At 66.5% G+C, this 25,487-nt stretch carries 26 protein-coding genes and 1 other RNA gene; 13 read left to right on the forward strand and 14 right to left on the reverse strand.

The genetic code is table 11. From position 1 onward, the window contains the following. Positions 1–135 precede the first annotated feature (135 nt). The 3 genes from AC6UUM_RS07080 (at position 136) to AC6UUM_RS07090 (ending at position 2,977) form a co-directional block, all read left to right on the forward strand. On the forward strand, positions 136–1,155 hold the full coding sequence (locus AC6UUM_RS07080) for a threonine aldolase family protein (RefSeq protein ID WP_500804625.1): 1,020 nt from the start codon (positions 136–138) through the stop codon (positions 1,153–1,155). Further along, positions 1,155–2,087 carry a DMT family transporter gene (locus AC6UUM_RS07085; RefSeq protein ID WP_500804626.1) on the forward strand — a complete coding sequence of 311 codons (933 nt, stop codon included), beginning with the start codon at positions 1,155–1,157 and terminating at the stop codon, positions 2,085–2,087. The genes AC6UUM_RS07080 and AC6UUM_RS07085 overlap by 1 nt, the downstream gene beginning before the upstream one ends. A gap of 80 nt (positions 2,088–2,167) precedes the next feature. Beyond that, positions 2,168–2,977, forward strand: coding sequence for a universal stress protein (locus tag AC6UUM_RS07090; protein WP_500804627.1), 810 nt, complete (start codon positions 2,168–2,170; stop codon positions 2,975–2,977). Positions 2,978–3,078: 101 nt separating this feature from the next. On the opposite strand, the gene AC6UUM_RS07095 is transcribed toward AC6UUM_RS07090, so the two are convergent. The 3 genes from AC6UUM_RS07095 to AC6UUM_RS07105 form a co-directional block, all read right to left on the reverse strand. After that, on the reverse strand, positions 3,079–5,358 hold the full coding sequence (locus AC6UUM_RS07095) for a xanthine dehydrogenase family protein molybdopterin-binding subunit (protein ID WP_500804628.1): 2,280 nt from the start codon (positions 5,356–5,358) through the stop codon (positions 3,079–3,081). After that, on the reverse strand, positions 5,355–6,164 hold the full coding sequence (locus AC6UUM_RS07100) for a Rossmann-fold NAD(P)-binding domain-containing protein (protein WP_500804925.1): 810 nt from the start codon (positions 6,162–6,164) through the stop codon (positions 5,355–5,357). Before AC6UUM_RS07100 ends, AC6UUM_RS07095 begins: the two co-directional genes overlap by 4 nt. Before the next feature lie 163 nt (positions 6,165–6,327). Continuing rightward, entirely contained in the window at positions 6,328–7,512 is a 1,185-nt protein-coding gene (locus tag AC6UUM_RS07105) for a M48 family metallopeptidase (protein ID WP_500804629.1), read from the reverse strand. 125 nt (positions 7,513–7,637) lie between these two features. On the opposite strand from AC6UUM_RS07105, the gene pepN reads away from it, so the two are divergent. The 5 genes from pepN (at position 7,638) to AC6UUM_RS07130 (ending at position 12,892) form a co-directional block, all read left to right on the forward strand. Further along, on the forward strand, positions 7,638–10,205 hold the full coding sequence (gene pepN, locus AC6UUM_RS07110) for an aminopeptidase N (protein ID WP_500804926.1): 2,568 nt from the start codon (positions 7,638–7,640) through the stop codon (positions 10,203–10,205). A gap of 209 nt (positions 10,206–10,414) precedes the next feature. Continuing rightward, positions 10,415–11,266 (forward strand): histone deacetylase family protein, encoded by an 852-nt coding sequence (locus AC6UUM_RS07115; RefSeq protein WP_500804630.1) that lies wholly within the window; start codon positions 10,415–10,417, stop codon positions 11,264–11,266. 44 nt (positions 11,267–11,310) lie between these two features. Then, positions 11,311–11,889 carry an RNA polymerase sigma factor gene (locus tag AC6UUM_RS07120; RefSeq protein WP_500804631.1) on the forward strand — a complete coding sequence of 193 codons (579 nt, stop codon included), beginning with the start codon at positions 11,311–11,313 and terminating at the stop codon, positions 11,887–11,889. 32 nt (positions 11,890–11,921) lie between these two features. Then, the gene (locus AC6UUM_RS07125; protein WP_500804632.1) at positions 11,922–12,356 is read left to right on the forward strand and encodes a hypothetical protein; all 435 of its coding nucleotides are present in this window, start codon (positions 11,922–11,924) and stop codon (positions 12,354–12,356) included. Then, positions 12,353–12,892, forward strand: a complete 540-nt coding sequence (locus AC6UUM_RS07130) for a periplasmic heavy metal sensor (protein ID WP_500804633.1) — start codon at positions 12,353–12,355, stop codon at positions 12,890–12,892. Before AC6UUM_RS07125 ends, AC6UUM_RS07130 begins: the two co-directional genes overlap by 4 nt. Before the next feature lie 32 nt (positions 12,893–12,924). Here the strand turns inward: AC6UUM_RS07130 and AC6UUM_RS07135 are convergent, their stop codons facing one another. After that, entirely contained in the window at positions 12,925–13,788 is an 864-nt protein-coding gene (locus AC6UUM_RS07135) for a D-amino-acid transaminase (protein WP_500804634.1), read from the reverse strand. Positions 13,789–13,875: 87 nt separating this feature from the next. On the opposite strand from AC6UUM_RS07135, the gene AC6UUM_RS07140 reads away from it, so the two are divergent. Next, the gene (locus AC6UUM_RS07140; protein ID WP_500804635.1) at positions 13,876–15,255 is read left to right on the forward strand and encodes a cryptochrome/photolyase family protein; all 1,380 of its coding nucleotides are present in this window, start codon (positions 13,876–13,878) and stop codon (positions 15,253–15,255) included. A gap of 59 nt (positions 15,256–15,314) precedes the next feature. Here AC6UUM_RS07140 and AC6UUM_RS07145 read toward each other — a convergent pair whose 3' ends face one another. The 7 genes from AC6UUM_RS07145 to AC6UUM_RS07175 all read right to left on the reverse strand — a co-directional run bounded on the left by AC6UUM_RS07145 (position 15,315) and on the right by AC6UUM_RS07175 (position 19,532). Further along, the gene (locus AC6UUM_RS07145) at positions 15,315–16,019 is read right to left on the reverse strand and encodes a pirin family protein (protein WP_500804636.1); all 705 of its coding nucleotides are present in this window, start codon (positions 16,017–16,019) and stop codon (positions 15,315–15,317) included. Between the two features lie 99 nt (positions 16,020–16,118). Then, positions 16,119–16,811, reverse strand: coding sequence for an SDR family NAD(P)-dependent oxidoreductase (locus AC6UUM_RS07150; RefSeq protein ID WP_500804637.1), 693 nt, complete (start codon positions 16,809–16,811; stop codon positions 16,119–16,121). A 57-nt stretch (positions 16,812–16,868) separates the two neighbouring features. Next, the gene (clpS, locus tag AC6UUM_RS07155; protein ID WP_500804638.1) at positions 16,869–17,234 is read right to left on the reverse strand and encodes an ATP-dependent Clp protease adapter ClpS; all 366 of its coding nucleotides are present in this window, start codon (positions 17,232–17,234) and stop codon (positions 16,869–16,871) included. Positions 17,235–17,417: 183 nt separating this feature from the next. Further along, positions 17,418–17,915 (reverse strand): phasin family protein, encoded by a 498-nt coding sequence (locus AC6UUM_RS07160; RefSeq protein ID WP_500804639.1) that lies wholly within the window; start codon positions 17,913–17,915, stop codon positions 17,418–17,420. Positions 17,916–18,367: 452 nt separating this feature from the next. Beyond that, the gene (locus tag AC6UUM_RS07165) at positions 18,368–18,901 is read right to left on the reverse strand and encodes a hypothetical protein (protein WP_500804640.1); all 534 of its coding nucleotides are present in this window, start codon (positions 18,899–18,901) and stop codon (positions 18,368–18,370) included. Further along, positions 18,898–19,131 (reverse strand): cold-shock protein, encoded by a 234-nt coding sequence (locus tag AC6UUM_RS07170; RefSeq protein WP_500804641.1) that lies wholly within the window; start codon positions 19,129–19,131, stop codon positions 18,898–18,900. Before AC6UUM_RS07170 ends, AC6UUM_RS07165 begins: the two co-directional genes overlap by 4 nt. Then, positions 19,128–19,532: a M67 family metallopeptidase gene (locus AC6UUM_RS07175; protein WP_500804642.1), complete on the reverse strand. Its 405-nt coding sequence runs from the start codon at positions 19,530–19,532 to the stop codon at positions 19,128–19,130. The genes AC6UUM_RS07170 and AC6UUM_RS07175 overlap by 4 nt, the downstream gene beginning before the upstream one ends. 17 nt (positions 19,533–19,549) lie before the next feature. Between AC6UUM_RS07175 and AC6UUM_RS07180 the strand changes: the two genes are divergently transcribed. From AC6UUM_RS07180 to mtgA, 3 genes are read left to right on the forward strand one after another with little or no spacing between them, the layout of a single operon-like run. Continuing rightward, complete coding sequence (locus AC6UUM_RS07180; RefSeq protein WP_500804643.1) at positions 19,550–20,512, forward strand: RluA family pseudouridine synthase; 963 nt, start codon at positions 19,550–19,552, stop codon at positions 20,510–20,512. A 4-nt stretch (positions 20,513–20,516) separates the two neighbouring features. Further along, positions 20,517–21,431, forward strand: coding sequence for an RNA polymerase sigma factor RpoH (gene rpoH / locus AC6UUM_RS07185; protein WP_500804644.1), 915 nt, complete (start codon positions 20,517–20,519; stop codon positions 21,429–21,431). Between the two features lie 47 nt (positions 21,432–21,478). After that, on the forward strand, positions 21,479–22,171 hold the full coding sequence (gene mtgA, locus AC6UUM_RS07190; RefSeq protein ID WP_500804645.1) for a monofunctional biosynthetic peptidoglycan transglycosylase: 693 nt from the start codon (positions 21,479–21,481) through the stop codon (positions 22,169–22,171). A 59-nt stretch (positions 22,172–22,230) separates the two neighbouring features. Here mtgA and AC6UUM_RS07195 read toward each other — a convergent pair whose 3' ends face one another. Genes AC6UUM_RS07195 through AC6UUM_RS07205 form a run of 3 tightly spaced genes read right to left on the reverse strand, consistent with a single transcriptional unit; the run spans position 22,231 to position 25,311 of the window. After that, positions 22,231–23,328 carry a zinc-binding dehydrogenase gene (locus AC6UUM_RS07195; protein ID WP_500804646.1) on the reverse strand — a complete coding sequence of 366 codons (1,098 nt, stop codon included), beginning with the start codon at positions 23,326–23,328 and terminating at the stop codon, positions 22,231–22,233. Positions 23,329–23,339: 11 nt separating this feature from the next. Further along, positions 23,340–23,666, reverse strand: coding sequence for a YbaB/EbfC family nucleoid-associated protein (locus AC6UUM_RS07200; RefSeq protein WP_500804647.1), 327 nt, complete (start codon positions 23,664–23,666; stop codon positions 23,340–23,342). Positions 23,667–23,673: 7 nt separating this feature from the next. Further along, on the reverse strand, positions 23,674–25,311 hold the full coding sequence (locus AC6UUM_RS07205) for a DNA polymerase III subunit gamma/tau (RefSeq protein ID WP_500804648.1): 1,638 nt from the start codon (positions 25,309–25,311) through the stop codon (positions 23,674–23,676). Positions 25,312–25,387: 76 nt separating this feature from the next. On the opposite strand from AC6UUM_RS07205, the gene ffs reads away from it, so the two are divergent. Then, positions 25,388–25,483, forward strand: an RNA gene (gene ffs / locus AC6UUM_RS07210) — signal recognition particle sRNA small type. Positions 25,484–25,487: the final 4 nt, after the last annotated feature.

A 25,487-nucleotide genomic window follows, 5' to 3' on the forward strand; every position in this document is an offset into this window, starting at 1 on the left:
CGGGTTGCGGACACGGCGGTCGCCTGCGGGCGGCCGCCGTTGCCATGCTCAAGGCCGCCCGCTTGCCTTGCTGCGACAAGTGGCAGGCGCGTCCGGCATTGACCGGAGGGTATCGGCATCCCTATCGGAAGGGCCATGATCCAGATCGCCAATTTCATGTCTGACAATGCCGCTGCGGCATGCCCGGCGGTGATGGCGGCGGTGGCAGCCGCAGCGCCGGCGCAGCCCGCGGGCTATGATGGCGACGATTGGTCTGGCCGGCTCGATGCGGTGTTTGCGGATCTGTTCGGCCGGCCCTGTGCGGTGCTGCCGGTCTCGACCGGCACGGCCGCCAACGCACTGGCGCTGGCTTGCCTGGTGCCGCCTTGGGGCGCGGTGGCCTGCCACGCCGAAGCCCACATCCATGTCGATGAATGCGGCGCGCCGGAGTTTTTCACCGGCGGCGCCAAGCTGCTGCTCTGCCCCGGCGACCATGGCAAGCTGACTCCCGCCAGCATCGATGCAGGCCTGGCCAGCCATCGCGGCGATGTGCATCAGGTGCAGATGGCGGCCCTGTCGATCACCCAGGCCACTGAATGCGGCACGGTGTATCGCCCGGCTGAGCTGGCGGCGCTGGCGGCCCATGCCAGGTCGCAGGGCTGGCGCCTGCATATGGATGGCGCGCGCTTTGCCAATGCGGCGGCGTTCCTCGGCTGCCCGCCAGCCGATCTGGTGGCCGATATGGATATGCTCAGCTTTGGCTGCATCAAGAATGGCGGCCTGTCGGCCGAAGCCATTGTGCTGTTCGATCTCACTCTGGCCGATCAACTGCGCTGGCGGCGCAAGCGGGCCGGGCAAATGCCTTCGAAAGGCCGGTTCAACGCCGCGCAGATCCTCGCCATGGTCACCGATGACGTGTGGCTGCGCAATGCGGCGGCGGCCAATGGAGGCGCGCAAGTGTTGGCCCGCGCGGCCAGCGATCGCCTGCTCCATCCGGTGGAGGCCAATGAAGTCTTCGTGCAACTGGCGCCCGGCGAGCCGGAGCGGCTGCGCGCGCAGGGCTTTCTGTTCTATGATTGGGGGTCCGCCGGTTCGAACGAAGCGCGTCTGGTGGTGAGCTGGGACACGCCGCCGGAAGGCGTCGATCGACTGGCTGCCGTCCTGGCCGCCGGCTGATGGCCGGCAGCGCAGCGCCCGCCGGCAGCACGTCACCCGCCGGGCGCTTCACGCCGCAAGCCTGGGGGGCGTTCATCGGCTGCACGCTGATCTGGGGCTGCACCTGGTTCGTGATCCGTACCCAATTGGGTGAGGTGCCGGCCAGCTGGTCAGTCACCTGGCGTTTCGTGCTGGGCGCGGGCGTGATGTTCGGCTTGTGCATCGTGCGCCGCAAATCGCTGCGATTGTCGCTGCGGCAGCACGGCTTTGCGATCCTGGTGGCGATCAGCCAGTTCGTGCTGAATTTCAACCTGGTCTATCGCTCCGAACAATATCTCGCGTCCGGGCTGGTCAGCCTGACCTTCGCGTTCCTGCTGGTGTTCAACACGCTGCTGGCCGCGCTGTTCCTCGGTCAGCGCGTGACGCCGCGCTTCGTGCTGGGCAGCATCATCGGCCTGGCCGGGGTCGGCCTGTTGTTCGCACCCGATCTGGCTCGCCCGGGAAATGGCGCGATGGGGTTGGGGCTGGCGCTGGCCTTTGGCGGCGTGCTGTCGGCCAGCATCGCCAATGTGTTGCAGGGCACCAGCTTTGGCCGCGCCATGCCGTTGGAGGCCGGCATCGCCTGGGCGATGGCCTGGGGCGCCTTGTTTGATGGCGTGCTGGCCTGGGCGCTGGCGGGGCCGCCGGTGATCTCGTTCGATCCCATCTATCTTGCGGGCCTGGCCTATCTCGGCATTGTCGCGTCGGCGGTGGCGTTCAGCCTCTATTATGTGCTGATCCGCACCGTCGGGCCGGGGCAGGCGGCCTGGAATGGCGTGGTGGTGCCAGTGGTGGCCATGGCGCTTTCGACGTTCCTGGAAGACTGGCAGTGGACCGCCACCGCCGTGGCCGGCATCATCCTCGCCCTGGTTGGCCTCGCCATCGCGCTGACGGCAAAGCCGCCGGCCAAGTAGATACGCTTACGCATTGACCCGGATTCCGCGCGTTCCCGGCATTGGCGACACTGGTGCCAAGGCAAAAAGGGAAATGCGCGATGAAGACGATCCTGGTGCATATCGAAGGCGATGATGGGCAGGAGTCCCGGCTGAACGCGGCGTTCGATCTGGCGCGCGCCAGCGGCGGCCATTTGGTCTGCCTGTCGGTGATGCCCTATGCCGCCTATGCGCTGGGTGATACCGGGATGGGCGCGTTTCCGATCACCACGTTGATCGATGCGGTGGAGGCCCGCCGCAAGGACGAACGCGTCACCATTGAAGCGCGTCTGGAACGCGAAGGCGTCAGCTGGGAATGGCGGGCAGCCGATGGCGATGCCAGCGACCAACTGGTCGAACATGCGCGGCTGGCCGATGTGGTGGTGATGAGCGCCGGACCCTTTGCCCACCAGGGGGCGCTGCAACTCGGCCGAACCGGCGATGTCGCCATCCGTGCGCCGGCGCCGGTGCTGGCCATGCCCGAAGGGGCCACAGGCATTGATGTGGCCGGGGCGGCCTTGGTGTGCTGGGATGGCAGCGAGGAAGCCGCCACGGCGGTGCGGGCGGCGCTGCCCATGCTCAAACTCGCGCAGAGTGTGACGCTGTTGACGGTCGCCGAAAAGGACACGCCCTATACCGCGCGTGTCGCGGCAGCCTTTCTGTCGCGCCACGCCATCCATGCCGAAGTGATCGAACGCGCCGGTGACGCTGTCAGTGTCGAACAGGTAATCCGCAGCGTGGCCGCCGAAATTGAAGCGGCGTGGATCGTGCAGGGCGCCTATGGCCACAGCCGCATGCGCCAGATGCTGTTCGGCGGGGTGACGCGCGGGTTGCTCGCCGATGCGCCGCTGCCGATCCTGATGGCGCACTGAAGCCGTTGCCGCCCAGGCCGGTTGGGGCCCACCAGTTGGCGACAGCGATGTTCAGCGGCACCGATCAGGAAGCCCGGCAAGCCCGATGGCCAGCCTGACCTTCAGGCGGCCTGATGGAAGCCGATATTCTGCGCCAACCGCCACAATTTTTCCGGCGTGGCCGGCATTTCGACTTGTTGGCCGTCCAGCGCGTCGATGATGGCGTTCATCACCGATGGCATGGCGCCGATGGTGCCGGCCTCGCCGCAGCCCTTCACGCCCAGCGGATTGGTGGGCGATGGGGTGTTCAGCGTTTCAAACGCCACCGCCGCCGGCATCACGTCCGCGCGCGGGATGCCATAATCCATGAAGCTGCCGGTGATCAGCTGACCAGCGTCATCATAGACGATGTTTTCCAGCACGGCCTGGCCCAGGCCTTGCGCGATGCCGCCGTGGATCTGGCCTTCGACCAGCATCGGGTTCACCAGAACGCCGAAATCATCGACGATGCTGTAACGCGTCACTGCGACCATGCCGGTGTCCGGATCCAGCTCGACTTCGGCGATGTGGCAGCCGTTGGGGAAGGTCGGCGCCGGCTTGCCTTCCTTGGTCTGGTAACGGCTGCGACCATCGAGCGCGCCCGGATGGCGGGCGGCGAGTTCCGCCCACGAAGCCGTGGCGTTGCTGGCGCGCGCGCGGAACAAACCATCGGCATAATCGACATCGCCGCCCAGATCGGCGCTGGCCAATTCGGCGCCGCGCGCGATCATGTCGTCGGCGCATTGCAGCACGGCGCCGCCGCCGAACGCCATCGATCGCGAACCGCCGGTGCCGCCGCCCACATCCATGCGATCGCTGTCGCCCTGCACGATGCGGATCTGCTCCATTTCGATGCCCAGCCGCGCCGCCAGCACTTGCGCATAGACGGTTTCATGGCCCTGGCCGTTGGACTGCGTGCCCACGGCCATTTCGATGGCGCCATCGGCGGCCACCCGCACATCGGCATGTTCCTCGGTGCCGCCGCCGCCAGCGATTTCGACATAATAGGCCATGCCGCGGCCCAATCGCTTGCCGCGGCGCGCGGCATCGGCCTGGCGTGCGGCGAAACCGGCCCAATCGCCGACGATCTTCGCCCGCTCCAGCACCGCCGGGAAATTGCCGACGTCATAGGTGAGGCCCAGGCCGTTGGCGTGCGGCAGTTCGGCCGGCAGCAGCAGATTGCGCAGCCGCATCTCGTCCACTCCCATGCCGATGTCGCGCGCGGCGGCTTCGATCAGCCGCTCCATCAGATAGGCCGATTCCGGCCGGCCGGCACCGCGATAGGCATCGACCGGCGCGGTGTTGGTGACAACGCCGTGCACCAGATTGTGGATGGCCGGGATGCGATAGACGCCGCCCATGATGCGGCCGCCGGCCATCGTCTGGATGGCGGGGCCGAACTGCGCCTGATAGGCGCCAAGATCGGACCAGGTTTCCACCTGCAGCGCCAGAATGCGGCCCTGCGCATCCAGCGCCAGCGCGGCATCGGATACCATGGCGCGGCCGTGCGTGTCGGTCTGGAAGGCGTCGGAGCGTTCCCCGGTCCATTTCACCGGGCGGCCCAGCGCGCGCGCCGCGTGCAGCACCAGCGCATATTCCGGATAGAGGAAGCTCTTCATGCCGAAGCCGCCGCCGACATCGTGGGTGACGACGCGCACCTGTTCGGTGGGCACCTTCAGGATATTCTTGGCCAGCTCGCGGCGCATCGACACGACGCCCTGGCTGCCGGTGGTCAGCGTGAAGCCGCCATCGGCCTCATACTCACCCAGCGCGGCGCGCACCTCCATCGATGCCGGCGCGACGCGGTTCTGCACGATGCGCAGGCGGGTGACATGGGCGGCACCCGCGATGGCGGCAGCCGCCGCATCACCGTCACCGACCTGCCAATCGAACAGGCTGTTCGATGCGGCATCGGCCCAGATTTTCGGCGCGCCGGGCGCGATGGCATCGTCCATGCTGGCGACCACCGGCAGTTCGGCATAATCGACCCACACGGCTTCGGCGCCAGCGCGGGCGGCCTCGCGGGTTTCGGCGACGATGAAGGCGACGCCATCGCCCACAAAGCGGACGCGGTCGGCGGCCAGCAGCAAGCGCGGGGTTTTCACCTCGCCCGAAAGCGGCACCAGGCAGGGGATCGGGCCATAATCGGCGACATCCGCGTGGGTATAGACCGCGACAACGCCGGGCACCTCCAGCGCGGCCGACACGTCGATGCTCTTGATCTCGGCATGGGCATAGGGGCTGCGCAGGCTGACGCCATAGAGCATGCCGGGGCGGGCCAGATCGTCGGTATATCGCCCCTGGCCGGTGAGCAGGCGCGCATCCTCAACCCGGAGCGTCGATTGACCAGTGCCGAACTTCATGGGTGCATTTCCTTCAGACAAGCCTGCAAGCCAGCGTGATAATCGGGGTAAAGCAGCGAGACGCCAAGCTGCCTTTTCATGCGGCCATTGGCCACGCGCCGGCATTCGGCATAAAAGGCGCGGCCCATCGGCGAAAGTGTGGCCTCAGCCAACGGCACCAGCGGTGATGGTTCCTGCCCCAGCAGCCGCGCGGCGGCGGCAGTGACCGCCTCGCCCGGCGCCGGCAGATCGTCGGCGATATTGTAAAGGCCGGGCGCACCGCCCGCCATGCTGGCCAACACGGCGGCGGCGATATCATCGACATGGATGCGGCTGAAGACATGGCCGGGTTGGTCGATGCGCGCAACAGGCCCGGCGCGCAGCCGATCAAGCGCGCTGCGGCCGGGGCCATAGATGCCGGGCAGGCGGAACACGCGCGCCTGGGGGTGCAGCGCTTCCCAATGTTCGTCCGCCAGATTGCGCCCGCCGCGGCGCCCCTGGCGCGGGCTGGCTTCGTCCACCCAGGCGCCGCCGACATCGCCATAGACACCGGTGGAGGACAGATAACCAATCCAGCGCGCCGGCGCGCGCGCCAGTGCGTCCCCAAGCGCTGCCAGAACCGGATCGCTGCCATCTGCGGCGGGCGGCACGGATGACAGGATATGGCTGGCGCTGGCGATGACGCCGGGCAGATCAGGGCTGTCGAGGGTCAACACGCCGTCGCCGGGGCGCGAGCGCACGGCGGTGATGGCAAAGCCGGCAGCGCGCGCCGCATCGGCGATGCGGCCGGCGCTGTAGCCGAGGCCGAGGATGAGCAGTTGCATTATTGCGGTGTAGCAGGCTGCGGGCGGCAGGGGGAGGGGGTTAGCCCTCCGACAAGCACACGTCATGCTGGCGCAGGCCAGCATCCATTGCGGGGCAGGGGCCGGGTGGCGCGGTGGATGCTGGCCTGCGCCAGCATGACTTGATCCCTTTGGGAAGGGAACGTCTTCAATGCACGTCCGCCTCGGCCACATGCTCCGCCTTCCAGCGCATGGCGGTCAGCACGCGGGTGTGGCCGCTGGGGTGATCGAAAAACAGAAATTCTTCCGCCGCGCCCGGCTCGATCTTGCGATATTGCGACAGTTTCATGGCGATGCGGGCAAAACCGTCGGGTGCGCGCGAGGTGTTGAGCCCGAATTGGTCCGCCTCTTGCTCTTGGGTGCGGATCAGTGTGTTGGTGGCCGGGGTGGCCACGAAGAACACCGCCGACAGCACGATCATGAACGCCGGCAGCACGCCGGGATCGGCCATGCCATCAATGCCCCATTTCGCGCCAAAGCGCGCCAGCAGCCACGGCGTGCCGGCGGCGATCAGGCCGAACGCGATGGCGATGATCAGGGTGAAGGCGATGATCATCTTCCAGATGTGATTGAGCACATAATGGCCAAGTTCGTGCGCCATCACCGCGCGGATCTCGTGGATATCCTGCTTCATCAGATTGTCGTTCAGCGCGATGCGGGTGGTGCCGAACAGGCCGGCGACATTGGCGGAGATACGATCGGATTGGCGGCTGGCATCGACCAGATAGACATTGGTGGCCGGCACGCCATTGGCGCGCGCCATCTTCAGCACTTCGGCCTTCACCGGGCCATCCGGCAAGGGCTTGTAATCATTGAACAGGGGTTCGATGTACAAGGGCGCCAAGCTGATCGCCACCATCATGACGGCAATGGTGACGGCCGTACCCCCCACCCACCAGCCGCGCGGGAAGCGGCGGATGACGGCGTGAACGCCCATCCACAACAACCCGGCCACCAGCGTGTTGATGGCGATGGCGATGGCGGCTTCGCCAGCCCAGGCGCCGAAATCCTGATTGGACAGGCCATAAGCATGTTCACGCACGAAATCGGTGTAAATGCTGAACGGCAGGGTCAGCGCCGTGATCAGCAGCAGATAGGGCACGGCAAACAGCAAGGCGGCAAACGCCGGCTTGGCCTTGCTGCGCGCCCAGTGCGACAGGCGCGCGGCCCAGCCCAGGCGCAGCACGATCAGATTGGCGATCACCGTCACCAGAAAATTCCACAGGATCAGCCAGTAACCGCCTTCGAAATAGGCGTCCGACTTGGCCCGCGCCGCGCCGCTCAGTGTCGCCATATAGGCCTGGGTCGCCAGTTCTGCATCAAATGCCATCATGCCCTCCGTTCGGGTCTGTTTTGCACAGCTAATACAGTAGGGCAAGAGCCACGAAGCGCCTGCCGTTAACGGCCCGGTCCAAAATCCGCTTCCCTCGGCCGGCGGACTGACGCAACATCATGACCATGCAAGATGTTCGCAACCCGCCCGTGCTCACTTCGGTTCGTTTGGCCGATTACAGCCCGCCCGATTGGCTGGTGCCGGAGATTGATCTGGATTTCCGACTGGATGCCGTGCGCACGGTGGTGACGGCGCGGCTGCGCGTGGTGCGCAATGGCAATCATGATCGCCCGCTGCTGCTCGATGGTCATGGCCTGGAAACCCGCCGCATTGCGGTGGATGGTGTGGCGGTGCCGGCCGTGCCCAACAATGATGTGCTGCGCATCGATATCAGCGGCGACAGCGCGCTGATCGAAACCGAGGTCGTGCTGCACCCGTCGCGCAACACCCGCCTGATGGGCCTCTATGCCAGCGAAGGCCGGCTGGTGACGCAGTGCGAAGCCGAAGGCTTCCGCTCCATCACCTGGTTCCCGGACCGACCCGACATCCTGTCGCGCTACACGGTGCGGCTGGAGGCGGACAAGGCGCTGTACCCCGTGCTGCTGTCCAACGGCGATCGCGGCGCGGCGCGCGATCTGGATGGCGGCCGCCACGAAATCGTCTGGACCGATCCCTGGCCCAAGCCGAGCTATTTGTTTGCCCTGGTCGGCGGGCAGCTTTCCGCACTGCACGATGATTTCACGTGCCGGAGCGGCCGGCAGGTGAAGCTGGCGATCTGGACGGCCGCGGGCGATGTTGCGCGCTGCGCCCATGCCATGGCGGCGCTGAAGGCCAGCATGGCCTGGGACGAAGCCGTCTATGGCCGCGAATATGATCTGGATGAGTTCAACATCGTCGCCGTGGCCGATTTCAACGCCGGCGCGATGGAGAACAAGGGCCTCAACATCTTCAACAGCAAATATATATTGGCCGACAGTGAGACGGCGACCGACATGGATTTCGATGCGGTCGCCGGTGTGGTGGCGCATGAATATTTCCACAATTGGACGGGCAATCGCGTCACCTGCCGTGACTGGTTCCAGCTGTCGTTGAAGGAAGGGCTGACCGTGTTTCGCGATCAGCAGTTTTCCGCCGATCAGGGCAGCGCCGCGGTGCGCCGCATCGATGATGTGCGCGCCCTGCGCGCCGTGCAGTTTCCCGAAGATGCCGGTCCGCTCGCCCACCCGATCCGCCCCGATCATTATGTCGAGATCGCCAATTTCTACACCGCGACCATCTACAACAAGGGCGCCGAAGTCATCCGCATGCTGCACAGCTTGTTGGGGGTTGAGGGCTTCCGGCACGGCACCGATCTCTATTTCGACCGCCATGATGGCCAGGCGGTGACTTGCGAGGATTGGTTGCAGGCGATGGAGGCGGCGGGCGGCATCGATCTGGCGCAGTTCCGGCGCTGGTATGATCAGGCCGGCACGCCGCGCGTCGCGGTGGAAACCCGCCAGACCGGCAGCAAAGTCGAAGTCACCTTGCGCCAGAGCGTGCCGGCCACGCCAGGCCAGCCTGACAAATTGCCCATGCACATGCCGTTCCGGCTGGCGCTGATCGGGCGCGACAGCGGCGGGCGCGTTGGTGACGAACAGGTGGTGCAGATCAAGGCGCCGGTGACGCATCTGACCTTCGATGGCATTGGCGAGCCGGTGCTGCCCAGCCTCAACCGCGGCTTTTCGGCGCCGGTGGTGGTGGAGGCGCAACTGGCGCGCGCTGATCTGGCCTTCCTGGCCGCGCACGACGATGATCCGTTCGCGCGCTGGGAGGCGTTTCAGCAGCTGGCGCTTTCGGTGCTGGCCACCGATGATGACCCGGCCGAACTGGTCGCGGCGGTGCAGGGCACGCTTGCCGATCCCGATCTCGATGCGGCCTTCAAGGGCGAGGCCGTGCTGTTGCCCACCGAAAGCTTCATCGGCGATGCCGCCGATCTGGTTGCGGTGGAAGCGATCCATCGCCGCCGCGAAACCGCGCGGCGGGCAATCGCCACCGCGCTGGAGGGGCAATGGTGGGCGGCTTACGAAGCCCATGCCGGCGCCGGGACAGATCAGACGCCGGAGGCCAAGGGCGCGCGCCGGCTGGCCAATGTCGCCCTGTCCTATCTGGTCACCGCCGGATCTGACGCTGCGCTGGCGGCAGCGCGCAAGCAATATGACACGGCCGCCACGATGACCGATCGCATGGGCGCGATGACGGCGCTGGTGAACAGCGTGTCGAGCGAGCGCGAGGCGGTGCTGGCCGATTTCCATCGGCGTTTTGCCGGCAATAATGATGTGATCGACAAATGGTTCGGCGTGCAGGCGCTGGCCAATCGGCCGGATGTGCTGCTGGCCGTCGAGCGCCTGCTGAAGCACCCGGATTTCACCATCACCAATCCCAACCGGCTGCGCAGTCTGGTCGGCGCCTTTGCCGCCAACCAGCGTTGGTTCCACGCCGCCGATGGCGAAGGCTATCGCTTGCTGGCCGATCAATTGATCGCGGTCGATCGCATCAACCCGCAGAGCGCGGCGCGGCTGGCGGTGCCGCTTGGGCGCTGGCGCCGCTTCGATGCGGACCGCGCCGGGCAGATGCGGGCGGAACTGGAGCGGATCATCGCAACGGCGGGCATGTCCAAGGATGTGCTGGAAATGGCGTCGCGGGCGCTGGCGTGATTGACGAGCAATCACCTCTCCCCTTGGGGGAGAGGTCGGACTCGCGCAGCGAGCCGGATGAGGGGTCGCCGCGACAAGAACCCCTCTTCCGGGCCGCGCTGCGCGCGTCTCTCGACCTCTCCCCGGAGGGGAGAGGTGATACGGCCCCGCTCCCGCTGTTCTTTCACCCCGACTATGCGCCGGCCTTGCCGCCGGGCAATCGATTCCCCATGTCGAAATATGCGCTGTTGCCCCCTGCCCTGGACGCGCTGGGCCAAGCCGTTGAGCGGTTCGATCCGCCGCTGATGCCGGCGCAATGGCTGAATGAAGTGCATGATCCGGCCTATGTCGCCGCGGTGCTGGACGCGGCGGTGCCGCCCGCGATCGAACGGCGGATCGGCTTGCCGGTGACGGCGGCGGTCGCCCACCGCACCCGGCTGGTCGCCGGCGGCACCTATGCGGCGGCGCTCCACGCGCTGGCCCATGGCTGGGCGGCGAACGGCGCGGGCGGCAGCCACCATGCCGGGCCGGACGGCGGCGCCGGCTATTGCGTCACCAACGATCTGGCCATTGCCGCCAACCGGCTGGTGCGCGAGGGCGCGGTGGCGCGCGTGCTGATCGTCGATTGCGACGTGCACCAGGGCGATGGCACGGCGCGGATCATGACCGGGCGCGACGACATCATCACCCTGTCCATCCACGCCGCGAAGAATTTCCCGGTGCGCAAGGCGCGGTCGCATGTCGATATCGAGCTGCCCGATGGCACCGGTGATGCCGCCTATCTTGCCGCACTGGAACCGGAACTTCTGGCGCTGCTGGCGCGGCATCGCCCACAATTGGTGCTGTATCAGGCCGGCGTGGATCCGCACCGCGAGGACCGGCTGGGGCGGCTGGCGCTCAGCGATGCCGGGCTGGCGGCGCGCGAGGCACTGGTGGCGCAGGCCGTCCGCCGGGCCGGGGCGGCGCTGGCGGTGACGCTGGGCGGCGGCTATGCTGATCCGCCGGTGGCCGCCGCCCGCCATGCCGCCGTGCTGGTGGCAAGCTGGCAGGCATGGTGCGCGCAAGGCTTAAGCGCGGGCTGAAACGGGGGAAGTTCCCGGCCGCAGCGTAACAGGGGCAGATGAAGATGGATGCGCCTGCTCCCGGTTCCGGCCAATTGATGCCCTCGCTCGCGACGGCGCTGATGCTGCGCGTGGCGCAGGGCGATGCGGCGGCCTTCACGCAACTGGTCCGGCTGCTGGAGCGCATGGCGCTGGGCCTGGCCTGGCGCACGCTGAATGATCGTGTCGAAGCCGAAGATGCCTGCCAGCAGGCGTTCGCGCGGCTGTGGACCGAGGCCGCGCGCTTCGATCCGGCGCGCGGCAATGTCGAAGCCTGGTTCCGCCGCATCCTGGTCAATCTCTGCCTTGATCGGCGCCGCGCGATGCGCCCGGTGCAATCGATCGATGCAGCCTATGATCTGGCCGATTCAGCCCCTGATCCCGAAGCGCAGGCCATCGCCCATGATGAACAGGCGCGCCTCGCCGCCGCCATGGCCCGGCTGAATCCGCGCCAGCGGCTGGCGCTCAGCCTGTTCCATGGCGAGGGTCATTCGATGGCCGAAATCGCCGCGCAGATGGAGACGACGCCCAAGGCGGTCGAGGGATTGCTGGGCCGGGCCCGTAATGAATTGCGAACCATGATGAATGAAAGTCTGACCCAGTGACCGCCCTTTCGCCCCAAACCGCTCTGGCAATCGTGGCCAGCCATGGCGCCGATCCGGCGCGTTGGCCGGCGGAAGATCGCGCCGCGCTGCTGGCGCTGACCAACCATGACGCCACAGTGGCGGCGGCGCTGGCCGAGGCAAAGGCGCTGGATGCGATGCTGGCCGATTGGGCCGCAGCGCCCGCGCCGCTGGCCCGGATCGATGCCGCCGCGATCACCGCCTTGCCGCAGCAGCGGCCGGTGCAGGCCGCGCCCATGCGCGGCTGGCGCCCGGCGGTGCTGGCCGCCAGCCTGGCGCTGGTGGTGGCGGTGGGTGGCTGGATCGGCTTTGCCGGCCAGATTGGCCAGCCCGTTGCAACCGAAATTGCCTCCGCACCGCCGTCGTCGGCCGGCGTGGCGGCGGGCGAGGCCGATCTGGCCTTTGCCTATGTGTTTACGCCGACGGCTGCTGAGGAAGATCTGATATGAACCCCAGGATGTTGCTGTTGGCAGCGCTGCTTGCCGCTGCTCCGGCGTTGGCGCAGCCGGCGCCGCCGCCACCGCCCGGCCAGTTTGGCGGCCCCGGCATGCCCGGCCGCGATGCGCGCAAGGGCGAACGCATGTTTCCATCGATGAGCGAAGCGGGCCGCACCATCATGCGCGAAGCGATGATGGCCGGTGGCAATCGCCGCGAAGAACGCCAGAAGATGGAAGCCGTGCGCGACAAGATGCTGACCCTGCTTGCGGCCGAACGGCTCGATGTCGCTGCCGTCAGGCGGGTTGCGGACGAAGAACGCGCCCTGGCCGATGCCAGCCACCAGCAGCGCCAGACCGCCATGCTGGCCGCCGTCCAGAAGCTTTCGGTTGAAGATCGCAAGGCGTTCGTGGCCGACAGCCGCGCCATGAAGAACCGCATGGACAAGCGCATGCAAGGCTGGCGGGAACGGCTGCGCGACCGTCGTGGCCCGCCGCCACCACCGCCGATGGAGCCGCCGCCGCCGCCGGGCATGGACAGCGCCCTCTGATCTCCTCCCGGGCGTGCCCCCTGCGCCCGAACTCAGGCCCGCCAGCCCGTCTGGCGGGCCACTTCGTTCCAGACCAGTTCGGCCAGCCGGTGCGTGACCGGCCCCGGCGTGCCGCCCGCCACGGCCTGACCATCGATGGCTACCACCGGCAGGATCGGCGCGGTGGTGGAGGTCAGGAAAGCCTCATCGGCTGCATGCGCCTCGGCGAGGGTGAAGGCGCGTTCTTCCACCACCATCTGCGCGTCACGCGCCAGCCGGATCAGGCTGTCGCGGGCGATGCCGGGCAATATCTGCGTGCCGGTGGGGTGGGTGATGATGCGGCTGTCCTTGATGATCCAGGCATTGGTGCTGCTGCCTTCGCGCACGATATCATCCGCCACCATCCACGCTTCAAACGCGCCAGCCGCACGCGCCGCCTGCTTGGCGAGCACATTGGGCAGCAAGCCTGTGGTCTTGATATCAACCCGGCCCCAACGATTGTCGGCCTGGGTGATCACCTTGATGCCAGTCGCCAACTGGCGCACGCGCTGGGCAAAATCGAAGCGTCGCACCGTCATCACCAGCGACGCCGGGGTGTCGGCCGGAAACGCATGGTCACGCCGGGCGCTGCCGCGCGAGATCTGCAGATAGAGCAGGCAATCGCGGTGGCCATTGCGCGCGATCAGCCGCCGCGCCTGCAAACCCAGCGGGCCATCGCCGATATCGAGCGTGATGCCCAATTCCGCCAGATTGCGGCGCAGGCGGACAAGGTGGGGCTGCCAATCGAGGATCTGCCCGTTCAGCACGGCGCACACTTCATACACCGCATCGCCGAACTGGGTGCCGCGATCCTCGACATGCAGGCTTGCCGACGCCAGCGGCAGGATCTGCCCGTTCACATAGGCCAGTTGCGGCATGATGAAGCTTCCCCCAGAACTGGATGGTGACTTGATTGACCACAGGCCCTAGCGGCTGGCGCTCCTGTCTGTCGAGAGGCTGCGCCGATGACCACCCAGCTTGTCTGGTTCCGCAATGATCTGCGTCTGGCCGATCACCCCGCGCTGATCGCGGCGGCGGCGCGTGGCCCGGTGGCGGCGTTGTTCGTGCTGGACGATGAAACATCCGGGGCCTGGCGCATGGGCGCGGCACAGCGCTGGTGGCTGCACCACAGCCTGGCCAGCCTGGGCGCCGGGATTGCCGCGCGCGGCGGCCGGCTGATCCTGCGCCGTGGCCGTGCCGGGCCGATCGTGCAGGCGCTGGCGGCCGAGCTGGGCGCCGACGTGCACACGCTGGTGCATCACGAGCCGTGGGCGCTGGTGCAGGAAGATGAGGCCGGCAACGTGTCGCGCCATCACGGCGTGACGCTGGCCCCGCCCGACAGCGTGCGCAGCGGCACCGGCGGGCGTTACCGCATCTTCACGCCGTGGTGGCGCAAATTGCAGGAGCAATTGCCGCCGCCGCGCCCACGCCCCGTGCCGGATGCGCGCTGGGCCGATGTGACGGGCATCGCCAGCGATGATCTGGATGCGTGGGGTTTGTTGCCGACCAGCCCGGATTGGGCCGGCGGTTTTCGGGATTGGCAGCCGGGCGAGGCCGGCGCTGCGGCGCGGTTGCAGGATTTCGCCCGCCGCGCAGCGCGTTATGACGACACACGCAACCTGCCATCGGTGGAGGGCACATCGCGCCTGTCGCCGCACCTGGCGCTGGGGGAGGTATCGCCCAATGCCGCCTGGCATGTCATTGCCGATGCGGTGGGGGCTGCGGCGGCCGAGCCATATTTGCGCGAACTGGGCTGGCGTGATTTCGGCGCCAACATCATCGATCAATTCCCCGATCACGGCGATGCGCCGGGCCGCGATGCCTTCAACCGCTTTCCGTTCCGCGCTGACCCGGCGGGCCTCCACGCCTGGCGCCACGGGCAGACCGGCTATCCGATCGTCGATGCCGGCATGCGGCAGTTGTGGGCGACGGGGTGGATGCATAACCGGGTGCGCATGATCACCGCCAGTTTTCTGGTGAAGCATCAATTGATCGACTGGCGGGACGGCGAGCGCTGGTTCTGGGATACGCTGGTCGATGCCGATTATGGCAGCAATAGTTTGGGTTGGCAGTGGGTGATGGGATCGGGTGTGGACAGTTCCCCGTTCAACCGCATTTTCGCGCCGGTGGGGCAAAGCGCCAAGTTCGGCGCGGCCGACTATATCCGCCGCTGGGTGCCGGAACTGGCCGGCCTGTCCAATACCGATATTCATGCGCCCTGGGCAGCGGGCGTGGGCTTGCTGCGGGCGGGCGTGAAGCTGGGCCGGGATTATCCGGCACCGGTGGTGGAGCATGAGGCGGCGCGGGCGCGGGCGTTAAGCGCGTGGGCGGGGGTGAAGGGATAGCCCCACCCCCAGCCCCTCCCGCAGCCAAGAGGGGCTGGGGGTGGGCCTCGGCGAGCGCTTCAAGCCAGATCGAACACCAGCACTTCGGCGCCCTCATCCGACGCCAGCGCCAGTGCGGCGGCGTCCTTCACCGCCAGGCCGTCACCTTGTGCCAGCGCATGGCCATCCACCACCAGCGCGCCCTTGGCCACCTGCACCCATGCGTGGCCGCGGGTGATGGGGGCGGTGAGCGTGCCGCCCGGCGCCAGCACGGCGCGAGTGATGCTGGCGTCGCTGTGGATTATGACGGCATGGTCCGGCGCATCCGGCGCGGCGATCACATCCAGCCGCGATTCGCCCGGTGCCACCACCGGCAGCATCTTCTGCTCATAGCCCGGCGCGATGCCGCGCTGGCTGGGCAGCAGCCAGATCTGCAACAGATGCACCGGATCGGCGGCGCTGGCGTTATATTCGCTGTGGCGGATGCCGGTGCCGGCGCTCATGCGCTGCGCCTCACCGGGGCGGATGACTTCGCCGTTCCCGATACTGTCGCGATGTTCCAGCGCGCCATCGAGGATGTAGGTGACGATCTCCATATTGTCGTGCGCGTGGGTGGGGAAGCCGCCGCCGCCGGCGATGCGATCCTCGTTGATCACCCGCAACGACCGGAAGCCCATGATGTTGGGATCATGATAGCTGCCGAAGGAGAAACTATGCTTGGCCTTCAGCCAGCCATGATCAGCCTGGCCGCGGGCGTCGGATTTGCGGTGCAGATAGGTGGGCATGTCGTGTCTCCCATTCCAGTGGTTGCAGCCGATATGGGGGTAGAAGCGCAGGGTAACAGATGCGAATGGGTCGCAGCAGACCCTCCAAAAACGAATGGCTCAAAACGCTATGACGTCGCCCGCCCAATCGATCAACTGGCCGGATTGCGCCGGGGTGGCGGCATCGATCACGCGCAGCAGATGGCGGGCGCTGGTTTCGGGCGAGAACAGCGTCGGCACGCCCTTCTGGAACGGTTTGGACAGGCCGGAATCGACCGTGCCGGGGTGCAGCGCCAGTATGATCTGGTCGGGATTGCGGCGCGCCTGCTCGATGGCCATGGTGTGCAGCAACTGGTTCAGCGCCGCCTTGGACGCGCGATAGCTGTGCCAGCCGCCCAGCCGATTGTCGCTGATCGAACCGACCCGGGCCGACAGCGCGGCCAGCACCGTCTTGCGGCCCTTGGGCATCAGCGGCAGCAGTGCGCGGGCGACCATGGCCGGGCCGATGGCATTGATGGCAAAGCTGGTGGCCAGCGCTTCGGCTGAGAGTTGCGCATTGGCCTTTTCCGGCGCCAGGCCGCCGCCATGCAGCATGCCGGTGGCGATGAACACAAGATCGGGCGCGTCGGTCAGCGCGGCAGCGGCGCGCGTGATGCTGGCCGGGTCGGTCAGCTCCACCCCGCTGCTGCGGCTCCAGCGCGTCACGCTGGCACCATCCTGTTCGAGCAGCGAAGCGACCGCCGCGCCGATGCCGCCGGTGGCGCCGACCACCAGCGCGTGAAGGTTGGACGGGAAACTGAGAAGCAGGCTCATTACCGCCGCCTTAAAGCGGCAGCGGCCAGTCGCCAGCACCCGCGACGTCGCAGGCGCTTATTCCTTCTCCATCGTGCACTGCAGCGGATGGTTGTGCCGGCGGGCGAAATCGATGACCTGGTTGACCTTGGTTTCGGCCACTTCATAGGTGAAGATGCCGCACACCCCCACACCGCGTTGATGCACATGCAGCATCACCCGCGTCGCGTCTTCGATGGTCATCTTGAAAAAGCGCTGCAACGTCAGCACCACAAATTCCATCGGGGTGTAATCGTCGTTCAGCATCAGCACCTTGTACAGCGCCGGCTTGGCCGTCTTGGATTCGGGCTTGGTGGCCAGGCCCACACCGGTGGTACCGCGGCCGCCATCGGCGTCACGGTCCTCATCGGTCATGGTCGGCATCAGGCTGGCGCCATCGATCATCAAACAACCCGGGGCAAAAGGGGACGATATCGCCCCTGTATAGCAAAATCGCTGCCAGAAAAAAGCCCGGCGCGTGAGCCGCGGCACTGGGAGCGGTCGCAAAGACGAAAACGGGCGGGGGCCTGCTGGCCACCCGCCCGGTTCCGGCCCGGCGCACGAGCGCCGGGGCAAAGGTTTCAGACCTTACTTGGTCCAGGCCGACTTCATCTTGTCGGTGGCCACGGCGATCTGGTTCTGCATCGGCTCCATCATTTCGCCAGCCAGCTTGACCATCATCTCGGTCAGCTTGCTATATTCCGACACGGCGGTGTCGAACTGTGTCTTGGCGAAGTCCGTCTGCAGCTGCATCAGCTCATTCGGGGTCTTGGCGGCGGTCAGGCTCTTCATCATGGCCGTCGATTCTTCGAACGACTTCTTCGACACTTCGGTCAGATGCGCGACGACCTGTTCGACACCGGCAGTGGCGGCGCGGGCCGAAGCGATCAGCGCATCGACATTGGCACGCGCCATGTCGTTCAATTCGTCGAGGCTCTTCATGCTGGCTTCGACGGCTTCCTTGGACTTGGCAGCAACCTGTTCCATCACGGCCTTGCCGCTGTTGATGGCGGATTCGGCCTGGTTGTTCAGGGTGGCGGCAGCGGCGCGAACGGTTTCGTTGGTGGTTTCAAAGGCAGTGGCCATGATCGGTTCCTTTTTCGTGATTGTGGGTGACGCGGGAGAGGACGCAGCGGGAAGGGGTGCTGCCGGTGCAGGAGCCGGCGCTTTCGCCACCGGAGCAGGAGCCGGCGCTTTCGTCACCAGCACAGGCGCCGGTGCTTTCGCGACCGGAGCAGGTGCCGGGGCCTTCGCCACCGGAGCAGGGGCCGGGGCTTTTGCCACCGGCCCAGGGGCCGGTGCCTTCGCCGCGGGTGCCGCAACCACCGCGTCCACCTTGGACACAGGAGTCACAGCCGCAGCCTTGGATGCTGACCGTTTCACGGTGCGCTTGGCTTCAACCGACTTGTCGGTGGCGTTGGGCGTACGCTTGGCGGTCATGGTCATCTCCGGCTTTGCTGCAATGCAACATAAGCGGGTGACGGTCGCGCTTCAAGGGGGGAAATGGTGCAGTGCAGCAAAAAGCTGGCGCTGCGCCCTCAGCGCCAGGTCAAGCCATTGGCAGAATGCGAAAGTTGGCGCCCGGCGCGCTGCGCGGCGGTCATCACCATCACCGCAACAGCGCCGCGATTGCACGTGGCTTGCGCGCCGGAAAACACCGCCGCCACCGAATCAGGCCAGGTGCAACCCTGCGCCATGATCACCCCTGTCGGCGTGACGGTGATCGCGCGGGTGCGATTGAGATCGGCGAGCAGCATGGCACAGCCGGCCACGACGGCCGGCATGCCTTCGCTGGCATCGCCCACAAAGGCCCAATCGACGTTGGTGCCGTCCAGGCCTTCGCGGATCAACCGTTCCAGGGCGGTCGAACTCATCGCGGCATCGGCCGCACCCAGCGCCAGCCGCACCAGGCGCAGCCGGCCTGTCAGGCGGCGCGCGCCGAACTGGATCAACTCGTTGATCTCCGCGTCTGGCTTGTCGTCCAGCAATTCGCTGGCCGTCATCACGCTGGCGATCGGGGTGGCCAGGTCGTGGCACAGCCAACGCACAAGATGATGGGGCAGTTCGTTCATGCTGCTGTCTCGATGCCTTCGTTACGCAATTTCAAGCCGAGCGCTATCAAGCGGCCATCGCCGTCTTGTGCAAGCTCGAAATCAAGCCGCTGCCCAGGCTGCAACGGTTCCAACCCGGCATCGACCAGCGCGCTGATGTGCACGAACACGTCGCGTGGGCCAAGATCGGGGGTGATGAAGCCATAGCCCTTCTTGCCATCGAACCATTTCACCGCGCCACTGGCCATCATGCCACCTCGAGCAGGACGGGCCGGAACGTCGCCGGGCCGGCACGATCGGTGTGCGCCGCCCACGCACCGATGGCGCCGCCGGCGATGATCAGCCAGATCTGCCCATTGTCGGTCGCGCGTGCGGCATCGCGGGTGGAGGGCGCGCACTGGCCACCAGGGTGGCTGTGCCAATGGCCGATCACCTTTTGCCTGGCGGCGCGGGCATTGCGGTGGCTGGCGAGCAAGGTCGCCGGGGCAATTTCAAAGCTGCGTGCCGGATTGGCTGCGACATTTTGCGCCGGCACGATGGCTTCCACGCGGCCGGGTTGGCCGAGCAGCAGGCCGCAAATTTCATGATCCGGGCTGGCAGCGGCTGCTTGGAGCAGAAATTGCTGGTGTGCGCTTGATATCTGCAACTTCATGCCGACATCGCTAAAGCATGGCTTCTGAAGAGTCGATCATCATCACTTTGCCGGCCACGGCGGCCGGCCAGCGGCTGGACAAGGCGCTGGCCGAAACCCTGCCGCAATACAGCCGCGAACGGTTGAAGACGCTGGTGCAGGGCGGCCGCTTGACCGGCAGCGCCGGGGTATTGTGGGACCCGGCCACCAAGATGCGCGGCGGCGAGGCGCTCACCCTGGTGATCCCGGCGCCGCGCCCAGCCCACAATATCGCGCAGGATATCCCGCTGGTCATTATCTTTGAGGATGAGCATCTGCTGGTGATCGACAAGCCGGCCGGGCTGGTGGTGCATCCGGCCGCCGGCAATTTCGATGGCACATTGGTCAATGCCCTGCTGCACCATTGTGCCGGCGGCCTGTCGGGCATCGGCGGCGTGGCGCGGCCCGGCATCGTCCACCGCATCGACAAGGATACGTCGGGCCTGCTGGTGGTGGCCAAGAATGATCCCACCCACGAAGGCCTGGCGGCGCAGTTCGCGAAGCACAGCGTCGATCGCCGCTATGCCGCCGTGGTCGCCGGGGTGCCGGTGCCGCCGGCCGGACGCATCGAAGGTGCGCTGGCACGCAGCAGCGCCGATCGCCAGAAAATGGCCATCGTGAAGGACGGCCGCGGCAAGCACGCCGTTACCCATTATCGCATGGTACAGGCCTTTGCCGGTGCCGCGCAGGTGGAATGCCGGCTGGAAACCGGGCGCACCCATCAGATCCGCGTTCATATGGCGTCCATCGGCCACGCGCTATTGGGGGATGCCTTCTACGGGCGCACGCCCGGCAAGCTGCTGCCGCTGCTGCAAGGTCTGGGCTTTGCCCGCCAGGCGCTGCACGCCGCGACACTGGGGTTCGTGCATCCGGTGCGCAAAGAAAAACTGTGTTTCGAAAGCCCCCTGCCAGCCGATATGCTGGCGTTGATTGGCGCCCTGGATGGCGCAACGGTGGAGTGACGCAATGAGTTCCAATCTGCCCGCAGTGAAGCAAAGCAGCATTCCGGTGCTCGGTTCAGAGGCCGGGCTCAACCGTTATCTGGCGGAAATCCGCAAGTTCCCGCTGCTCTCGCCGGAACTGGAATATATGATGGCCAAGCGCTGGCAGGAACATCAGGATCCGGCCGCCGCGACCAAGCTGGTCACCAGCCACCTGCGGCTGGTGGCGCGCATCGCCATGGGTTACCGCGGCTATGGCCTGCCGGTGAACGAGCTGATCGCGGAGGGCAATATCGGCCTGATGCAGGGCGTGCGCAAATTCGATCCGGAAAAGGGCTTCCGCCTCGCCACTTATGCGATGTGGTGGATCAAGGCGGCGATCCAGGAATATATATTGCGGTCGTGGTCGCTGGTGAAGATCGGCACCACCGCTGCCCAGAAGAAGCTGTTTTTCAACCTGCGCCGCCTGAAGGGCAAGATCGGCGCGGTGGAAGACGGCGATCTGAAGCCGGCCGATGTCGAGAAGATCGCCACGACTTTGGGCGTGGCCGAAGACGAGGTCGTCTCGATGAACCGGCGCATGGGCTATGGCGGCGATGCCAGCCTGAACAGCCCGCTGCGCGAGGATGGCGAAGGCGAATGGCAGGATTGGCTGGCCGATGATGGCCCGTTGGCCGATGAACTGCTCGCCGACAGCGAGGAGCGCGACCAGCGCCACGGCCTGCTGGTGGCGGCGATGCGCGAATTGAACGAGCGCGAGCGCGATATCCTCACCCAGCGCCGCTTGATCGACGAGCCCGAAACGCTCGAGCTGTTGTCGCAGCGCTATGGCATCAGCCGCGAACGCGTGCGCCAGATCGAAGTGCGGGCGTTCGAGAAACTCGCCAAGGCCATGCAGACGGCAGCCATCGATCAGCGGCTGATGCTCGAACAAGTGTAACCGCACCGCATTGACGCAGCAGCCCCGGCCGGGTGACAGGAGGGGCGATGATCGGACGGTTCTTCTCGGCGGTGCTCGGCGTGGCGGTCCGGCTGGTGCTGGCCTTCGTGCTGCTCAGCTTCGTATGGGTGGCCGTCTATCGCTTCGTGCCGCCGCCGATCACCTGGCTGCAGGCGCGTGATGCCATCGCGGGGCAGCATGTCGAGCGCGAATGGGCGCCGCTGAACGCGATGACCAAGGCGCTGCCGCGCGCGGTGATCGGCGGGGAGGATGCCAAATTCTGCGAGCATGGCGGTTTCGATCTTGATGCCATCGAAGCCGCGGCCAGTGCCAACATTGCGGGCAAGAAACTGCGCGGCGGCTCGACCATCAGCCAGCAGACTGCGAAAAACGCCTTTTTGTGGCCGGGCCGTTCCTATGTGCGCAAGGGGTTGGAAGCGTATTTCACGCTGCTGATCGAGCTGGTGTGGGGCAAGCCGCGCATCATGGAAGTCTATCTCAACATCATCGAAATGGGCCCCGGCATCTATGGCATGGAGGCGGCGGCCGAACATTATTTCGGCACGAGTGTCGACAAATTGACCAACCGCCAGGCGGCCCGGCTGGCAGCGATCGTGCCGCAGCCGCTGAAACGCAGCGCCGCCGCGCCGTCACGCCAGGTCAAGCGCTCGGCCCGCCGCATCGAGAAGAGCGCGCGCTATATCGCGAAAGAGGGCGTCGACGCCTGCCTGTGGCGGTAGCGACGCGGCGCGAAACAGGAACGCACGTCACCCCGGCTTTCGCCGGGGTGACGGTCCTGTCAGCCGTTCGGCACCACCAGATATTTCTGCCCCGTCCGCCGCGCATACCAGCCGGCAACGGCGTCCGGTGTCACCATCTCTTCCAGCGACACACGGTGGCTGTAATGGCTGGCGAAGGTGGTGGTCAATTCCGCCGCAACCCGCTGTTTCAGTTCGGCGAACTTGGCATTGCCGAACACGCGCATGCGCGGGAACAGCAGCCAGCCGCCAACCGCCCAGGCCATGCCGAAGCCACGGCCGAATGTGGTGGGCGCCATGTCGAGCCCCCCATAGATATAGACCTGCTTCAGCACTTCCGAACCATAGCGGCTGTAGCCGCCGGCGCGCGCGTTGATGGCGGCCTCCATCGCGGTGAGGATCTGCCCGGCCAACGCGCCGCCGCCGATGGCATCGAACGCCAATGTCGCGCCGGTTTCAGTGCAGGCGGCAATCAGCTTGGCCATGAAATCCGGCGCCGTCGAATCGATGACATGCGTCGCGCCAAGGCCTTGCAACAGCGCCACCTGTTCGGCCGAACGCACGATATTGACCAGCGGCACGCCATCGGCGGCGCAGATCTTCACCAGCATCTGGCCGAGGTTGGAGGCCGCTGCCGTGTGGACGATGGCGCTGTGGCCTTCTGCCCGCATGGTTTCGACAAAGCCCAGCGCTGTGAGCGGGTTGACGAAGCAGGACGCGCCTTGTTCCGCCGTGGCGCCTTCGGGCAGCAACAGCGCCTCGCTGGCCTTGACCACGCGGTAATCGGCATAGGTCGCGCCACCGATGATGGCCACCTTGCGGCCGATCAGATGTTCGGCGCCTTCGCCTGCCGCCACCACCGTGCCGGCGCCTTCATTGCCGCACGGCATCGCCTGGCCAACACGGGCCGCCATGGCGCGCAGCCCGGCCGGCGGCACTGGCGCGCTGATTCCGCCGGCAATCGCAGTCACCTTGCTCACGTCTGCGGCGCCGGTCAGCAGCCCGATATCGGACGGGTTGATCGGTGCTGCCTCGATGCGCAGTTTGATCTCGCCGGCACCCGGCTCCGGTTCCGGCACCTCGGCCAGCGCCAGAATCAGTTCGCCTTCAGCGGTGATCGTCGAATGAAGTTGGCGCATGATCAAGTTCCTCAAAAATCGGGCAGTTTGAAACCGGGCGGCAGTTGCATGCCCGCCGTCAGCTTGCCCATTTCGGTGCTGCCGGCCTGGTCCGCCTTGTGCTTGGCATCATTGAACGCCGCAACGATCAGATCTTCCAGCATTTCCTTTGAATCAACCGTCAACAGCGACGGATCGATATCAAGCCTGCGCACTGCACCGCGGGCAGTGGCGGTCACTTTGACCATGCCGCCGCCGGACGCGCCTTCCACTTCGATCTGATCAAGCTGGCTTTGCGCGCGCGCCATCTGCGCCTGCACATTGCGGGCGGCTTCCATCAATTCTTCGAGACTGGGCATCTGTACCTCAAGCGCTTATTCTGATTGGGGAAAGTTCGGCATCGGGAAAGGCGGTCAACAGGGCCGCCACGGTGGGATCATCGCGCATCCGCTGTTCCAGTTCGGCCAGCGCCGCCTGTTCGGTTTCGCGCAGCGTCGGCCCGCCGCCATCGTTCAGCCATTCGATGCGCAGCTGCTTGCCGGTCCATTCGGCCAGGCGCTGATCAATATCCTGGATCACGTCACGCGGCACGCCGCGCACGTTCAGCGCCGGCTGCGGCAGCCAGCGCACCGGGCGGACATCATCGGTCAGGTGATGCACCAGCCGCGATTCGCCCGCCGCCCGGAACAGCGCCACCATGGCTTCGAAACTTTCGGGCACATCGCCGGCTTGCGGTGCCTTTGCCTGAACCGGCGCCGGAAAGGGCGCAGCTTGCGGCCGCAGTGCGGGCGTGGTGGCATCCGCGACCGGCGCATCCTGCAATTGGCGGATCAGCTTGCCGGGATCGGGCAGTTCGGCGGCATGGCACAGCCGCAGCAGCGCCATTTCGGCGGCTTGCAGCGGCACCGGCGCCTGGTTCACCTCTTCCAGGCCTTTCAGCAGCAATTGCCATAGCATCGACAGGCGCGGAAAGGGCAGGGCTCGCGCCCAGTCATCGAGCGCCGCCTGTTCCTCAGCTGACAGTGCCGGATCGCGGCGCGGCGCCATGCGCTGGCGGGTGATGCCATGCACCAGCTCCAGCAGCTCGCGCAGCAATTGCGCCGGATCCTGGCCCAGATCATATTGCCGGCCCAGCGCCGCCAGCATTTCCGGCACTTCGCCGGCCAGCATCTGGCCGAACAGCGCGCGCACCGCGCCGCGATCCGCCAGGCCCAGCATGTCGCGCACGGCGGCGGCGGTGATATGCTCGGCTGAATGGGCAATCGCCTGATCGAGGATCGACAGCCCGTCGCGCACACTGCCTTCGGCGGCACGGGCGACCAGCGCCACCGCATCGTCTTCAAAGGCGACATTTTCGGCGCGCAGGATCGCGGCGAAATGGTCGCTGAGCATTTCAGCCGGAATGCGCTTCAGGTCGAACCGCTGGCAGCGCGACAAGATGGTGGCCGGCACCTTGTGCACTTCGGTGGTGGCCAGGATGAACTTCACATTGGGCGGCGGTTCTTCCAGCGTTTTCAGCAGCGCATTGAACGCCGCCTTCGACAGCATGTGCACTTCATCGATGATGTGGATCTTGTAGCGCGCCGACACAGCGGCGTAGCGCACGCTTTCGATGATCTCGCGCACATCATCGACCCCGGTGTTGGAGGCGGCGTCCATTTCCACCACATCCAGATGGCGGCCGGCGGCGATGCCAGTGCACGGCTCACACACGCCGCATGGGCTGATGGTCGGGCCGCCCTGGCCATCGGCGCCTACGCAGTTCAGCGCCTTGGCGATGATCCGCGCCGTGCTGGTCTTGCCGACACCGCGCACGCCGGTCAGCAGCCAGGCCTGCGCGAGGCGGCCGCGCGCGATGGCATTGGCCAGCGTTTGCACCATCGCCTGCTGGCCCAGCAACGTGTCGAAACTCGCCGGCCGGTATTTGCGCGCCAGCACGCGATAGGCCGGCGCGGGCGCAGGTGGCTCCATACCGGGCAGGCTGATGGCGGATTCGTCGGGCATTGGCGCGGTTGTAGCGCAGCCCCCGGCAAGCGTCACGCCAGTCTTGCACTTCGCCGCGACTCCCGCCATATGCACAGCGGGAGCTGGGCGGACAGAGCGCTCGCCAACCCGGTCAGGTCCGGAAGGAAGCAGCCGTAACGATTCCGGTCTGGGTCGTTCCCGGCTCCCACCTCAAC

Source organism: Sandarakinorhabdus sp., assembly GCF_987265915.1.